This window comes from Leifsonia sp. Y878 (assembly GCF_057669685.1).
Map to the genome: position 1 here is coordinate 1245793 of NZ_JBYHFS010000001.1, position 13259 is coordinate 1259051.

Below are 13259 nucleotides of genomic sequence, written 5' to 3' on the forward strand. Positions count from 1 at the left end.
TTCGAGCGTGGGGGTGCACACAGCTAACGGTTAGGTACTCTCAGCCTAGTGAAGGTAACGTAACTGATTGTGCACGTACTCAGCGTCAGCTCCCTCAAGGGAGGCGTAGGAAAGACCACGGTGACCCTTGGTCTTGCTTCTGCTGCCTTCGCCCGCGGTGTAAGAACCCTGGTCGTCGACCTCGATCCCCAGTCGGATGTCTCGACTGGCATGGATATTCAGGTCGCCGGTCACCTCAACGTTGCCGACGTACTGGCCTCTCCCAAGGAGAAGACGGTGCGTGCGGCCATCGCCCCTAGTGGGTGGACCAAGGGACGCAGCGGCACGATCGATGTGATGATCGGCAGCCCGTCTGCGATCAATTTCGATGGCCCACACCCGAGCATCCGTGATATTTGGAAGCTCGAAGAGGCACTTTCGACGGTCGAAAAGGAATACGACCTCGTTCTCATCGACTGTGCGCCATCCCTGAACGCACTCACGCGCACCGCGTGGGCCGCCAGTGACCGCGTCACCGTGGTGACAGAGCCCGGCCTGTTCTCCGTCGCAGCGGCCGACAGGGCCCTGCGCGCGATCGAAGAGATCCGTCGTGGATTGAGCCCTCGTCTGCAGCCACTCGGCATCATCGTCAACCGTGCACGCACGGCCTCGCTCGAGCACCAGTTCCGTATCAAGGAATTGCGCGACATGTTCGGACCGCTCGTGCTCAGCCCCCAGCTGCCTGAACGTACGTCGCTGCAGCAGGCACAGGGCGCGGCCAAGCCGCTGCACGTCTGGCCCGGCGACAGCGCCCAGGAGATGGCACGCTACTTCGACCAGCTGCTCGACCGCGTGCTGCGCACGGCTCGAATCGGCGAATACGCCGAGCAGCGCGACGCGTAACAGGGCGTCACACGCGGCGTGAGCGGTGCCACCTCGGTGCTTGAGGAACGGGCGCCGGCGAGTGGCGCTGCCGCGCAGCAGCCCAACCTGTAGCGAATACAGGATGAATCGAGCACGTGTCACCGAATACAGGACGGATCGCGCTCTCTGAGGCACCGTTTCCGGTTTTCGCGACATCCGGTGGCTGAGGTGCTGAGCGGCGCGCGGCTCGGATTCTGTGGGGACTGGTTTCGAGACGCTCGCTGGCGCTCGCTCCTCAACCACCGGAGGGGCGCGTCAACGACGGACACCCGCTGGTCGAGGAGGCCGTTCACGGCCTTCTCGAGACCGCTCGTTGCGGAACGGCTCGTTGGGTAACCGCTCGTTGCGGAACGGCTAGGAGATTTTGCGAGCCGTGCGACGCACGGCGAGTTCGTCCGCGTGGTCGATGGCCTGGGTGTCGAGTTCGACGAGGCTGCTCTCCACCTCGCGCAAGACCTTGCCGACGGCGATTCCGAAGACGCCCTGTCCGCGGCTGACCAGGTCGATGACCTCGTCGTTCGACGTGCACAGGTAGACGCTGGCGCCGTCGCTCATGAGAGTGGTCTGGGCCAGGTCGTTAACGCCTGACTCGCGCAGCTGGTTGACGGCGGTGCGAATCTGCTGAAGCGAGATGCCGGTGTCGAGCAGGCGCTTAACGAGTTTCAGGACCAGAATGTCGCGGAAGCCGTAGAGACGCTGCGTGCCGGAGCCTGCGGCTCCCCTGACTGTCGGTTCAACGAGTCCGGTGCGAGCCCAGTAGTCAAGCTGGCGATAGCTGATGCCGGCTGCGCGTGCGGCAATCGCACCGCGGTATCCGGAGTTCTCATCAAGCTCTGGCATTCCATCGGTGAACAGCAGTCCGAGTCCGTATCGCGAGGCATCGTCTCGTGGCTTGAGTTCGCTCATTCGATTGCCTCTCGGGGGATTGTCTGCGACGTTACCGCGTCACTGTGTCCACGGTACAGACGGCAGCGGCCCTGATCAACGACATTCGCACTTCCGCGTCGGCGTGTCGAATTTCCGAGGTCACGACCGGCGGCTCCTGGCCGGTGGACGTCGCCTTTTCAGTGTACGCCGACGACCCGTCGAGACGCCGTTAACGTCGAAAGAAGCGAAAGCTCCGAATCGCTCAGGACGTGAGGCGGGTCAGTGCAGACCGGATCAAACTGCTCCGGACGACTTCGAGCTGACCGGCGATCTCTACGGCCATTTCGGCGGCCTTCGCCCTGCTTGATGAATCCTTGCGTCGTGACATCGGCACCAGGGCGCTCTCGATGAGGCCAAGTTCGCGCTCGGCCGCTCCCCTGAAACCCCGCAGATGCCGGGGCTCAATGCCGCTGCGCTGCAGATCGACGAGCGAACGGAGCACATTCAGTGCGTCTTCGCCGTAGTGGTCTGCGGGGAGGATGATCGACGCCGCGATCGCATCGTGCAGCAGCGTCGCAGACGCGGATGCCTCGCGCAGCAGTTCTTCCCTCGTGAGACGGCGAACGGCGGAGAGCATCGACGGGGCGGGAGCCCCACCGGGCAGCGTGGGGTTGCGCCCGGCATCCAGGTCGTCCAGGTAACTGCGGATGACCTTCAACGGCAGGTAGTGGTCGCGCTGCATCGACAGGATGAGGCGCAAGCGGTCGACGTCGCTCGCGCAGAACTTGCGGTAGCCAGACTGCGTGCGCGCTGGGGACACCAGGCCCTGCTCCTCGAGGAAGCGCAACTTCGATGGGGTGAGTTCAGCGAACTCCGGGGTCAACCGCGCAAGTACCTGGCCGATGCTGAGTAGCGGCGCCGCGCCCTGGCCACTCGCCCTGGCGGATGACGTCGCTGACACTATCTGCTCGCCATATGAGCGAGGTCGAGCCGCGAAGCGTAAAACGTGAGACGGAACTTGCCGACCTGCACTTCAGCGCCATCGGCCAACAGCGCGCTGTCGATGCGGACGCCGTCGAAGTACGTGCCGTTCAGGGAGTTCAGGTCTTTCACCTCGAACGCCGTGCCGAATCGCAAGAATTCTGCGTGGCGCCTGGAGACCGTCACATCGTCAAGGAAGATGTCGGCATCTGGATGGCGACCAACGGTCGTCACGTCAGCGTCAAGCAGGAATCGAGCCCCAGAGTTCGGGCCGCGACGCACAACCAACAATGCCGAGCCTGAGGGCAGTGCCGCAATGGCTTCCTGCTCCTCCGCCGTGACATCGCCGTCGATCGCTGCGAGTTGCGCAGCGAACTCCTGACTGAAGTTCAGGGTTGTATCGGTCGCACCCGAGGAGTGCTCGGGCGCTTGCGTGCGCTCGGGTTCTTTGTTCTCTTCGGTATCAGCCACCGTAAAACCTCCTAATAACCAAGCGTATCGGAAACGGAGGGCGGCTGAACCCGCGGAAGGCGAATCACTCGTGCCGTTTCGATCGCGTAAATAATGCCCGCCCACCAGTACAAAAAGGCTCCCCACAGTGCAAAGGCCCACCCAACGGGCTGCGACCACCATGACAAGACAGGGAAAGCTTCACCGAGCATGATCATCGGGAGCGCGTAGAAGAGGCAGAAGGTGGCCATCTTGCCGAGTTGGTGCACGGGAAGAGGGCCAAAACCGTGGTTGGCGAGAACGATCCCGAGAACCAGCAGGAAGACGTCCCTCGCGACAATGATGAGCACGATCCACCAGGGAACCAGATCGCGCCAGGCCAGACCGATCAGCGCGGCGAAGATGTACAGGCGATCAGCTGCAGGGTCGAGAAGCTGTCCGAGCCTGCTTATCTGGTTCAGGCTCCTGGCGAGGTATCCGTCGAGGAAATCGGTGATGCTGGAGATGATGAGGACGACGAGCGCCCAGGCATCCTCTCCCCTGATGAGCAGCACCAGGAAGACCGGCACCAACAGGAGGCGAGCGAAGCTCAGGAGGTTTGGCAGCGTGAGCACCCGGCTGCTTACCTCGTTCTCCGCTGGCTGTGTCACAAGAACAGACTATCGACGGCGAGCAGACCCCCGTAAGCGCGACGGGCAGAATCTACGCTGATGAGGCGTCTTTTCTGCTGGTTCGCGCTGTGGACTTCTTCTTCGCGGTCCGGCTGCGGTCCACGCTCCGCTGCAACGCCTCCATCAGGTCGAGCACTTCTCCCCCTTCGCCGGTCTCGCCAGTCTCGCCGAGGGTGCGCGCGGTTTCGAGGACGTCGCCGTGAGCGAGCTTGTCTTCGATCAGGGTCTTCAGCTGAACCTGGTAGTCGTCGGTGAACTTCTCCGGCTCGAAATCAGAGGCGAAGGAGTCGACGAGGGCGGCCGAAAGCTCGAGTTCACGCTCAGAAATCTTCACCTTCTCTTCGAGCGAAGGGAATTCGGCTTCACGCACCTCGTCGTCCCAGAGGAGCGACTGGAGCATCAGGACATCGTCGCGCACCCGCAGCGCGCCCAGTCTGGTCTTTTGCCGCAACGCGAAACGCACGATCGCCGTGCGCTCGGTCGATTCGAGAGTCTTCCTGAGCAGCGCGTATGCCTTCGGAGACGACCCGTCAGGTTCTAAAAAGTATGAGCGGTCGAACATGATGGGGTCGAGCTGGTCGTTCGGAACGAATTCGACAACGTCAATTTCGCGGCTGCGCTCTGCCGGGAGCGCCTTCAGGTCTTCTGCCGTGATGACGACAGTGCGGTCGCCGTCTTCGTATGCCTTGTCGATGTGCTCATAGGGCACGACGCGCCCGCACACCTCGCACCGACGCTGGTACTTGATGCGGCCGCCGTCTTCGTCGTGCACCTGGTGCAATTCGACATCGTGGTCTTCTGTGGCGCTGTAGACCTTCACCGGCACGTTGACCAGCCCGAAGGTTATCGCCCCTTTCCAGATCGATCTCATGCACCCAGTACACACCTCAGCAGCCCGGGATGCTAGCCAATGCCTGGGAGGCTAGCCAGGGGCGGGCAGGGTGGAGGATGCTGGCCTCATGAAAGAGGCGTCTCAGGTTGTCAGCGTCGACGGTCACCGCATCACCCTGACCCACCTCGACAAGGTGCTGTATCCGGAGACCGGCACCACGAAGCGCGACGTGCTCACCTACTACGCCGCCGTCGCTGAGTTTTTGATTCCCCACGCGCAGAATCGGCCGGCCACCCGCAAGCGGTGGGTGCACGGTGTGGGAACGGATGCCGAGCCCGGTTTGACCTTCTTTCAGAAGAATCTGGACTCTGGGACGCCGAGCTGGGTGAAACGACGCACTATCGAGCACACGAACCATGTCAACGAGTACCCCCTGGTCAACGACCTGGCGACGCTCACCTGGCTCGGGCAGATGTCCGCCCTTGAGATTCACGTGCCGCAGTGGCAGTTCAACCGCGCGGGCACGCCCAGGAACCCCGATCGGCTGGTACTCGACCTCGACCCCGGCGAAGGCGTAACCCTCGCCGAGTGCGCCGAGGTGGCCAGGCTCGCCCGCACGATCCTGACGGACATGGGGCTGGATCCGATGCCGGTGACCAGCGGGAGCAAGGGCATCCACTTGTATTCGGCGTTGGATCGGCGGGCGACCTCCGACCAGGTGTCGCAGGTCGCGCACGAACTGGCGCGGGCGCTCGAGGCCGACCACCGCGACCTGATTGTGAGTGACATGAAACGGTCGCTGCGCCCTGGCAAGGTGTTCGTGGACTGGAGCCAGAACAGTGCGGCCAAGACAACCATCACGCCGTACTCGCTGCGCGGCAGGGCGCGGCCCATGGTCGCGGTCCCCCGCACCTGGCGCGAGCTGTCAGCTCCTGACCTTGCACACCTCGACTATGAGCAGGTGATGAAGCGGATGCAGCGACGCTCCGACCCCCTTGCTGTGCTGCTCGACGCGCACCCAGACCACCTCGACACCGAGTTCACAGCGGCCGACGAACAGGCGGAGTCGACCAACGAACCAGACAGGCTCACGCAGTACCGCAGCAAGCGGGACGCGGCGAAGACGCCAGAGCCGATTCCGGCATCCGTTGCCGACGACGACGGCCGGTCATTCGTGATCCAGGAGCACCATGCCAGGAACCTGCACTGGGATTTCCGGCTCGAGCACGACGGTGTGCTTGCGTCGTGGGCGTTGCCCAAGGGCGTGCCGACGGAGGGAACGAAGAACCACCTCGCGGTGCAGGTCGAAGACCACCCGCTCGAGTACGGCAGTTTCGAGGGAGAGATTCCGCGCGGGGAATATGGCGCAGGCACGGTGTCGATCTGGGACAGCGGCACCTACGAGCTCGAGAAATGGCGAGACGATGAGGTTATCGTCACCCTGCACGGCCTGCCGGACGGTGGGCTGGGCGGCCCGCGCCGCTTCGCCTTGATCCGCACCGGAGGAGGCAGCAGCGGCCGCAGCGCGAACAACTGGCTGATCCACCAGATGAAATTGAATCCTGGTGAGCACCATTCCGGTGACCACGGCGCCGCTGACCACCACTCTGCTGACCACGGCTCTGCTGCTGACCGTCCTTCCGGCCATTCGGAGGCTCGAGTTGCCGCTGCAGCACCCGCCGCCGCTCGCGAAACCGCCGCGCCACCGCGGGCGGGCAAACGGGCGGGTGCGCGGCCGAAGGCGACGGCGACGGCGACTTCCGAGGTTCACCCTCGGTACGCACCCATGCTGGCCACCGCGGGGACGGAGCGCGACTTGTCCGCTGATGACGAGTGGGCGTTCGAGATGAAGTGGGACGGCATCCGTGCGATCGCGTACGTCACTGCGGCCGATCCTGCACACGGGAAGGACGCATCGGTTCGGCTGTTCACCCGCAACGGAAACGATGTGTCGGTGTCGTACCCCGAGATCGTTGAAGACCTTCCGGGGCGGGTGGGGGCAACATCCGCTGTGCTCGATGGGGAGATCGTGGCGGCAGACGCTGCCGGCCGGCCGAGCTTTTCAATGCTGCAGAACCGGATGGGTGTCACGTCTCGGCGCGATGTGGCCGCCCTCAGGCGCCGAGTGCCGGTGCGATACATGCTCTTCGACGTCATGGAACGCGACGGCACATCGGTCGTTGATCTGAGCTACGACGAGCGGCGCGAGCTGCTGCAGGACCTCGTCACCGCTGGCGGCAGCATCCAGGTACCGCCTGCGTTCGACGGGGATTTCGGGTCGGCGTTCGACACCAGCCGCGAGTTGAAGCTGGAGGGACTGATGGCCAAGCGACGCGATGCGGGCTACAGCACAGGTATCCGCTCGCGGTCGTGGATCAAGATCAAGCATCACCTGACGCAGGAAGTGGTCATCGGCGGCTGGCGCAGGGGCAACGGCAGCAGGGCGAAGACGCTCGGGTCGTTGCTCGTTGGCATTCCGACCGACGGTGGGCTGCAGTATGCCGGCCGGGTCGGCACCGGTTTCAGCGACAAGGACCTGGACCGCATGATGAAACTGCTCTCCCCGTTGGCCAGCGACTCGTCGCCGTTCATTGATGTGCCGGCCGCGGAGGCACGGGATGCCAGCTGGGTGACTCCGACCGTCGTCGGCGAGGTCGAATTCACGGAGTGGACGGATGCCGATCGGCTGCGTCATCCGTCATGGCGGGGACTGCGACCGGACAAGGCAGCGGATGACGTGGTGCGGGAAGCGTGATTCTTGCGGTTCACCGGCGCCTACGCTCGCATTCTCGCCTATGCTCCTGCCATGGATGCCCTCATTGTGTGCCTGTGGATCTTCGTCGCCAGCTGCATCGTCACCTGGGTGTTCTCGCTCATCACGAAGGAGAATTCGTGGGTTGATCGCATCTGGTCGATCATCCCCGTCGTCTATGTGTGGACCTTTGCTGCGGCGGCTGGTCTCGCCGACATCCGCTTGAATGTGATGGCCATGCTCGTGACGCTGTGGGGCGTACGGCTCACGTTCAATTTCGCGCGCAAAGGCGGTTATGCGCCGGGCGGCGAGGACTACCGCTGGGTGGTGCTGCGCCATCGGCTGAAGCCGTGGCAGTTCGGGCTCTTCAACCTGCTGTTCATCTCGATTTACCAGAACATCATTTTGCTGCTCATCACGCTGCCCGCCCTGACGGCGTTCCAGCACCGCGGCACCCCGTTCGGCGTGCTCGACGGGCTCGTCGCCATCCTGTTCCTGGCCCTCCTCGCCGGGGAGACCATCGCGGACCAGCAGCAGTGGGCATTCCACGCCTGGAAGCGACTGGAACAGGCTGCCGGCCGCACCCCGTCACCGCGTTTCCTGCAGGACGGGCTCTTTCGCTACTCTCGGCACCCGAATTTCTTCTTCGAGCAGGCGCAGTGGTGGGCGTTCTTCCTCTTCGGAGCGATCGCGGCCGGTTCGCTCTGGCAGTGGACCGTCGTCGGTGCGGTGTTGCTGACGGCACTCTTCATCGGGTCGACGGTGTTCACAGAGAGCATCAGCCGGGAGCGCTACCCGGAGTACACCGAATACCAACGGCGCACATCGGCGATCATTCCGTGGTTTCCCCGGCATCCTGCCACTGCTGTGGGCGCCGGCGCCGAAAATCAGGCGAGCTGAGCGCGGAGGCCTGCCCAGCTGTCGGCGAACCCCGGGTGCAGGGGCAGGTTCGCCACGGCGTCGACCGGCACCCAGCGCAGCTCGATGCTCTCCGGGTCGCTGATCACGGGCTGGAAGAGTTCGACGGCCTCGGCCACGACAGTCGTGTACGACCAGAACTCCAGGTCGAACACAGACGTGAAGCGGATGCGAACCAGGTCGGCAGGCACTCCGGCCTCTTCGTTCGCCTCACGCAGGGCTGCCTGTTCGGCCGATTCGCCGGCGTGCCTTGCTCCCCCTGGCAGACCCCAGGTGTTGCCGAAGTGACTCCAGGTGGCGCGGTGCTGCAAAAGGACACCGGCGACGGGATGGTGCACAAGCAGTCCGGCAGCGCCGTAGCGGCCCCAGAATTTGCGGCCGTCGGGCGCGAAGACCCAGGCGTCACCACTTCCACTCATGCCTTCAGCATGCCCCAGAACATCCGCTGGCATTGGTGCGCCTGACTCAGAAGGACACGATTGCGCGGGTGGGGACGTCGCCGATGCGTGCGCGGCCATCGAGGTCGCTGAGTTCGATCACGACACCGGCGCCAGCGACGACATAGCCGGCGCGGCGGATCAGCGACGCGGTTGCGGCGATCGTACCGCCGGTCGCCAGCACGTCATCGAGGATGAGCACGCGCGTGCCCGGTGCAAGCTGACCGACCTCAAGTTCGAGGCGGGCGGTGCCGTACTCGAGCGAGTACTCCTCGGAGAGAACGGTGCCGGGGAGCTTGCCGCCCTTTCGGACCGCGAGAACCGGGACGTCTGCTGCATAGCCAACAGCTGCGGCGAGCAGGAACCCTCTGGCCTCAATGCCGGCCACCGCGTCGAACTCACCGGACGACGAGACGAGTTCATCAATGATGGATCGGAAAGCTGCCGCGTTGGCGAACACGGGGTTCAGGTCGCGGAACAGAATTCCTTCCTGAGGAAAGTTTGGGTAGGAAGCGAGCAGGGAATTCACGTTTTCAGCAGCAGAAGGCACCCCTCAAGAATACTCGGTGACAGCTGGACGCTTGCTCTGGTCTGGCTGGCGCCCTGGTGGCAGCGCCACCGCCTAGAGTCGAAGCATGGAACCGCTGGTGAGCGCACGCGTTGATAGCTGGGTGTGGGCGGTACGAATGTACAAGACCCGCTCGCAGGCGACTGCCGCGTGCCGCGCCGGCCATGTTCGGGTGAACGGCGATCGCGCGAAATCGGCCCAACCCATTCGGATCGGCGATGAAGTACGGGTGCGTTCTGCCGGATTCGATCGGATCCTGATCGTCGATCGAATCGTCACCAAGCGTGTAGGTCCTGCCATCGCGGCCGAGTGCTACGTCGACAAGACGCCTCCGCCGCCGCCGCGCGAAGAAGTGGCGATGCTTCCGGTGCGGGAGCGTGGCGCTGGGCGCCCGACCAAACGCGAGCGTCGAGAGCTTGAGCATCTGCGTGGTCGCGACGGGTCGGCATCGGTCGACGACGAGGACTGAGGCCGGCGGCCTCACGTCTGCCGTCCGCGCGGGTCGTCACCATCCGCTGATTGAGGAACGAGCGCGCGAATACAGGAAGGTCGCTCCGAAAGTGGCCGATTTATCCTGTTTTCGACGACAATCGAACGATTCGTCCGGTATTCAGTACCTGGCGCTCGTGAATGGCGCCGACCACGCCCGGCACAGGTAACCTAGTTCCGCCAGACAGACAGAGTAGTCAGACACGGAAGGCAGCATGCGCGAACTGACGTTCGATGAGTTCCGCGTCGCGTGGTCGACCTACTGGGGACGCCGTGAAATCGGCATGGTCGTCGAGAATCGGTTCGCCCCGCGGGTCGCCGCCAGCACAGAATCGCTGTCACTCTATTTCGACCAGTGGAAGGCCGCGCTGGCGATCTTTCCCGAAGACGCGCCGTTTTGGCTCATGGGCACCCCTGATCTCACGCCAGAGCTGAGGGCTTCCCAGAGCGCCGACAGTAATGACAATGGGCACGACAGCAGGCACGACAGCATCGGGATGCCGCCTCCTCCCCGCATCGGCCGCTACGCAGAGCCGATCCAGGGCGCGGGCAAGCACGCGCGTGCGGCTGCGCTCTCCGAACTCGCCGGCGAATACGAGACGGTCATTCCACCGAAGAGCGAGGCGGCCAGGACCGGCCGCACCCTGGTGCGAGCGGTGCCAGGTACCACCATCAGTGCTCTGTCCCTTCTGGTCGCCTGGTTCCCACCCGTCGCGATACCGATGGCCGTGCTCGGATTGGCCTGGACCATTCCGGCCCACCGCATCCTTCGACGCGGCGCGGTTCCCTGGCGATACCGTCGAAAGTTCGTTCTCGGAGAGTCGCTTGCAGCCCTCACCCTGGTGCTGAGCGCGATTTTCATCGCCACCTCCCACTCCCTGATTCCATTCATGCCTCGAGAGGACGTCACCGTGACGCAGACCGTGACGCAGACAGTAGAGGGTTCGCTCAGCGGCGACATCGTCACCAGGCTGTGGACCCACTGGCCAGAGGCCGAGATCACCATGGAACTCATTGACGGCGATCCTGACCAGCCCAGCTTCATCCGTGTGCGCGTCGCCGATCGTGTCTATCTCGATGCGATTCCTGGCACCGGGACCTGGCAGGTACGTCCGATGGCGGACACGACCGGGGGCATCCAGGCAGCGCCGGCAAGTCGTCCGTACACGATCGGTGTCACAACCGACGAAGGAGCGGATGCCATTGCCGACCGCTTCTACGAAGAAGTCAGGTTCTGGTGGGCCAAGCTGCACCCAGAGATGCCGGAAGGCGTGCAGAGCGCCTGAGGCTGGATGGCCAGGCAAGCATGTCAGCTGACGGTGCCTTGTTCGACGCGCCGTTGATTAGACCGGTTTGGGCAGGTGCCTGCGCGACCCGATCAGAATCAGGCCGAGGCAGACGATGGCCAGCACCGCCCCGGCAACAAACATGACCGGGTAGCTGAACCACGGGTTCAACAGGGCGAGAATGGCCGGCACAAAGAATCCGAGGTAGGTGAATGAGTAGTACACAGCGGTGAGTCCGGCCAGGTCGTCAGGCCCCGCAATCCGCTGAACCTCCAGCAGGCCGGATACCAGCAGCAGCCCATAGGCCGCGCCGAGCACGGCCGCCGCCACCAGGGCAAGGACGAGTGACAGTTCAGCGGATGCCCACCCAGCGCCGACCAGACCGACAACAGCCACGATCATGGCTATCGCGATGGCGCGGGCAGAGTGCCGGGAGTCGAGCCGCTTGGCCACCTGCTGGCTGATGATGCCGCAGCTGAGTGCCACGAAGCAGAGCAGCCCGGAGAAGCCGACCTCCATGCCGGGAACCATGGTCATCATCACGCCGGGGAGGATCGCATATGCGGCAGCAGCAGTACCGAAGACCCAGGGCGCCATGGGCAGCACCACGAACAGGAATCGGCGGTGCCAGACAGCCGGCACCTTGAGGTCGTCGCGAAGCCTGCCTGACGTTTCACGGCGACGGCGGGTTTCAGGGGCTCCCCACATGCTGAACCAGAGCACGAGGGTGACAGCGATGTTCACCATGTATGGCAACACGCTTGGTAGCGGGCCGAACTGGGCGAGGATCGAGGCGACCACTGCGCCTGAACCGAAGCCGGCCGTCAGTGCGAGTGAGGCCCTGCGGGCGCCAGTGCCGGCATCCGTTGATCGATCGAACGGTGCCTGTGAGAGTTCCTTCACCCAGCTCGTGCCGACGGCCATCACCAGTCCGAGTGCGAGGCCGGAGAAGACACGACCGATGAGGAGCAGCGTTGGCTCAAGGCTGCCCAGCGCGAGAAGCATGCTGCCCACAATCGCCAGGGCCGGCGCGGGGAACATGAGCGGTCGGCGCCCGTAGCGGTCGGAGAGAGGACCGCCGATGAGCAGGGCAGGCACGATGCCGAGCACGTACGCGCCCAGCAGCACGTTGACCGCCTGGTTGGTGAGCCCGTTCACCTCGCGGTACATCACCAGAAGAGGCGTGAACTCATTGCCGCCCCATGCCACGGCGAACAGCGCACCACAGGCACGCAGCCAGGCTGGGATGCCCGCGATGCGGCCACGCCCGGGCAACGGTCGACGACCGGTCGGTGTGGTGCCCGCGTTCGGCAGCCCACGTGCGGGTGTCGGTGCGGGGAGGCGGATGGATGCGGTGCCGAGCGCCATTGTGGCTACTCCTTCGAAATGGATGAAGGCGGCGGCGTTGGCGCAGTGAAGATGGGTCCAGAGATGGACTGGATTAGGACAGGAGATCCTGATGGATGTCGCGCATGTGCACATCGAGTTCGTGGGCGAAGTGGCGAAGGTCCTGGCTGGCGATGAGGGCAGCCAGCTCCTTGTGCTGCTGGACGATTCGCTCTGAGCGGCCCGTCTGCAGCCACACCGAACGCGTGGCCATGCGACGCTGGCGATCCTGCAGGGTCTGGTACACCTCGCTCAGGATGCTGTTGCCACCGGCCTCGACCACGGCCTGGTGAAAGGCCACATCGGCGACGGCGAACTCATCGATGTCGCCGGAGCGCACGGCCTCTTCCTGCTGGGCGATCAGTTCGCCAAGGCGAGCGGACAGCTCGCGGGTGGCGTCTGCATCGTTCGCGATGTTGGCGACGGCAGCCGACTCAATGAGTCGCCGCGCTTCCAACACCTCGTTGATCTCGCGGGGTCGGACTTCGCGGACGAGTGCCCCGCGCTTCGGGTACAGCTTCATCCAGCCCTCTGCCTGCAGACGCAGGAACGCCTCGCGCACCGGAGTGCGGCTGATGCCGAGCTCGAGGGCGATCTCACCCTCGCTGAGCAAGGTTCCGCCTTCGATGCTGCGGTCGAGAATGCGACCCTTCACGTCGGCGTATGCGCGCTCTGCCGCTGACTCATTGACGATCGCGTCACTCACTGGTGCTCCTCTA

General features: G+C 64.2%; 14 protein-coding genes. 5 read left to right on the forward strand and 9 right to left on the reverse strand.

All coding sequences use genetic code 11. From position 1 onward, the window contains the following. Nucleotides 1–69: 69 nt before the first annotated feature. Nucleotides 70–882 carry a ParA family protein gene (locus tag AC25Y4_RS05820; protein ID WP_488119403.1) on the forward strand — a complete coding sequence of 271 codons (813 nt, stop codon included), beginning with the start codon at nt 70–72 and terminating at the stop codon, nt 880–882. 375 nt (nt 883–1257) lie between these two features. Here the strand turns inward: AC25Y4_RS05820 and AC25Y4_RS05825 are convergent, their stop codons facing one another. The 5 genes from AC25Y4_RS05825 to ku form a co-directional block, all read right to left on the reverse strand. Next, the gene (locus AC25Y4_RS05825; RefSeq protein WP_488119404.1) at nt 1258–1809 is read right to left on the reverse strand and encodes a MerR family transcriptional regulator; all 552 of its coding nucleotides are present in this window, start codon (nt 1807–1809) and stop codon (nt 1258–1260) included. A 223-nt stretch (nt 1810–2032) separates the two neighbouring features. Continuing rightward, nucleotides 2033–2731 carry a transcriptional regulator FtsR gene (gene ftsR / locus AC25Y4_RS05830; RefSeq protein WP_488119405.1) on the reverse strand — a complete coding sequence of 233 codons (699 nt, stop codon included), beginning with the start codon at nt 2729–2731 and terminating at the stop codon, nt 2033–2035. Beyond that, on the reverse strand, nt 2731–3222 hold the full coding sequence (locus AC25Y4_RS05835) for an FHA domain-containing protein (protein ID WP_488119406.1): 492 nt from the start codon (nt 3220–3222) through the stop codon (nt 2731–2733). Before AC25Y4_RS05835 ends, ftsR begins: the two co-directional genes overlap by 1 nt. Before the next feature lie 11 nt (nt 3223–3233). Further along, on the reverse strand, nt 3234–3851 hold the full coding sequence (locus AC25Y4_RS05840) for a CDP-alcohol phosphatidyltransferase family protein (RefSeq protein WP_488119407.1): 618 nt from the start codon (nt 3849–3851) through the stop codon (nt 3234–3236). A gap of 52 nt (nt 3852–3903) precedes the next feature. Continuing rightward, complete coding sequence (ku, locus tag AC25Y4_RS05845) at nt 3904–4743, reverse strand: non-homologous end joining protein Ku (protein WP_488119408.1); 840 nt, start codon at nt 4741–4743, stop codon at nt 3904–3906. Between the two features lie 88 nt (nt 4744–4831). On the opposite strand from ku, the gene AC25Y4_RS05850 reads away from it, so the two are divergent. Beyond that, nucleotides 4832–7459 carry an ATP-dependent DNA ligase gene (locus tag AC25Y4_RS05850; protein WP_488119409.1) on the forward strand — a complete coding sequence of 876 codons (2628 nt, stop codon included), beginning with the start codon at nt 4832–4834 and terminating at the stop codon, nt 7457–7459. A gap of 51 nt (nt 7460–7510) precedes the next feature. Beyond that, nucleotides 7511–8356, forward strand: coding sequence for a DUF1295 domain-containing protein (locus AC25Y4_RS05855; protein WP_488119410.1), 846 nt, complete (start codon nt 7511–7513; stop codon nt 8354–8356). Here the strand turns inward: AC25Y4_RS05855 and AC25Y4_RS05860 are convergent. Both AC25Y4_RS05860 and AC25Y4_RS05865 read right to left on the reverse strand, forming a co-directional pair. Continuing rightward, on the reverse strand, nt 8344–8793 hold the full coding sequence (locus AC25Y4_RS05860) for an NUDIX domain-containing protein (protein ID WP_488119411.1): 450 nt from the start codon (nt 8791–8793) through the stop codon (nt 8344–8346). The genes AC25Y4_RS05855 and AC25Y4_RS05860 overlap by 13 nt on opposite strands. Before the next feature lie 46 nt (nt 8794–8839). Beyond that, the gene (locus AC25Y4_RS05865) at nt 8840–9361 is read right to left on the reverse strand and encodes an adenine phosphoribosyltransferase (protein WP_488119412.1); all 522 of its coding nucleotides are present in this window, start codon (nt 9359–9361) and stop codon (nt 8840–8842) included. Nucleotides 9362–9446: 85 nt separating this feature from the next. Between AC25Y4_RS05865 and AC25Y4_RS05870 the strand changes: the two genes are divergently transcribed. Together AC25Y4_RS05870 and AC25Y4_RS05875 are read left to right on the forward strand one after the other, a co-directional pair. Then, on the forward strand, nt 9447–9848 hold the full coding sequence (locus AC25Y4_RS05870) for an RNA-binding S4 domain-containing protein (protein ID WP_488119413.1): 402 nt from the start codon (nt 9447–9449) through the stop codon (nt 9846–9848). 235 nt (nt 9849–10083) lie between these two features. Continuing rightward, nucleotides 10084–11154, forward strand: a complete 1071-nt coding sequence (locus AC25Y4_RS05875; RefSeq protein WP_488119414.1) for a hypothetical protein — start codon at nt 10084–10086, stop codon at nt 11152–11154. A gap of 57 nt (nt 11155–11211) precedes the next feature. Here AC25Y4_RS05875 and AC25Y4_RS05880 read toward each other — a convergent pair whose 3' ends face one another. Then, nucleotides 11212–12522: an MFS transporter gene (locus AC25Y4_RS05880; protein ID WP_488119415.1), complete on the reverse strand. Its 1311-nt coding sequence runs from the start codon at nt 12520–12522 to the stop codon at nt 11212–11214. Between the two features lie 73 nt (nt 12523–12595). After that, nucleotides 12596–13246 (reverse strand): GntR family transcriptional regulator, encoded by a 651-nt coding sequence (locus AC25Y4_RS05885; protein WP_488119416.1) that lies wholly within the window; start codon nt 13244–13246, stop codon nt 12596–12598. Between the last annotated feature and the right edge of the window lie 13 nt (nt 13247–13259).

What these genes read in the sequence shown, in the direction of transcription:
- AC25Y4_RS05870 (WP_488119413.1), top strand. Translation starts at nt 9,447, where the DNA reads ATGGAACCGCTGGTGAGCGCACGCGTTGATAGCTGGGTGTGGGCGGTA.
- AC25Y4_RS05855 (WP_488119410.1), top strand. Translation starts at nt 7,511, where the DNA reads ATGGATGCCCTCATTGTGTGCCTGTGGATCTTCGTCGCCAGCTGCATC.
- ku (WP_488119408.1), bottom strand. Translation starts at nt 4,743, where the DNA reads ATGAGATCGATCTGGAAAGGGGCGATAACCTTCGGGCTGGTCAACGTG.
- AC25Y4_RS05875 (WP_488119414.1), top strand. Translation starts at nt 10,084, where the DNA reads ATGCGCGAACTGACGTTCGATGAGTTCCGCGTCGCGTGGTCGACCTAC.
- AC25Y4_RS05860 (WP_488119411.1), bottom strand. Translation starts at nt 8,793, where the DNA reads ATGAGTGGAAGTGGTGACGCCTGGGTCTTCGCGCCCGACGGCCGCAAA.
- AC25Y4_RS05880 (WP_488119415.1), bottom strand. Translation starts at nt 12,522, where the DNA reads ATGGCGCTCGGCACCGCATCCATCCGCCTCCCCGCACCGACACCCGCA.
- AC25Y4_RS05825 (WP_488119404.1), bottom strand. Translation starts at nt 1,809, where the DNA reads ATGAGCGAACTCAAGCCACGAGACGATGCCTCGCGATACGGACTCGGA.
- AC25Y4_RS05850 (WP_488119409.1), top strand. Translation starts at nt 4,832, where the DNA reads ATGAAAGAGGCGTCTCAGGTTGTCAGCGTCGACGGTCACCGCATCACC.